This is a genomic window from Paraburkholderia sp. SIMBA_054, assembly GCF_046534875.1.
GTDB classification, from domain to species: Bacteria; Pseudomonadota; Gammaproteobacteria; order Burkholderiales; family Burkholderiaceae; genus Paraburkholderia; species Paraburkholderia hospita.
In genome coordinates this window covers 1-289 of record NZ_JAWRXV010000558.1, presented here as the reverse complement: position 1 = coordinate 289, position 289 = coordinate 1, and the positions used below count along the sequence as shown (strand labels likewise).

At 29.8% G+C, this 289-nt stretch carries 1 protein-coding gene; it reads right to left on the bottom strand.

Annotation, left to right across the window (positions count from 1 at the left end; genetic code table 11):
- Positions 1 to 289 (bottom strand): hypothetical protein (locus SB822_RS56325; protein ID WP_410859009.1); only part of this gene is annotated, 289 nt, incomplete at both ends.

Here is a 289-nt window from a genome sequence, read left to right as displayed (position 1 = left end):
ACCCTGTTTAACCATTAAATAATTAGATCCCTTTTCAATTACTTTACCTGTTCGCTTATTATTTTTTTCAATAAAGGGTTGAGTAGTATTGTTTTGAGGTTTATCAGTTTGTACAATTGATTGTTTTACTTTAGAAATTGAATCTGCAGATGCAATGGTTACATCGTGCATACCAATCTTTTTATGTTGCCATTTATCTTTATTCGTAACTTTGACTGTGTCACCTGTTTTAAAACTCGAATTATCTGCATTTGGAAAATCTATATCTACTATTTGTTTCTTTCCTTCA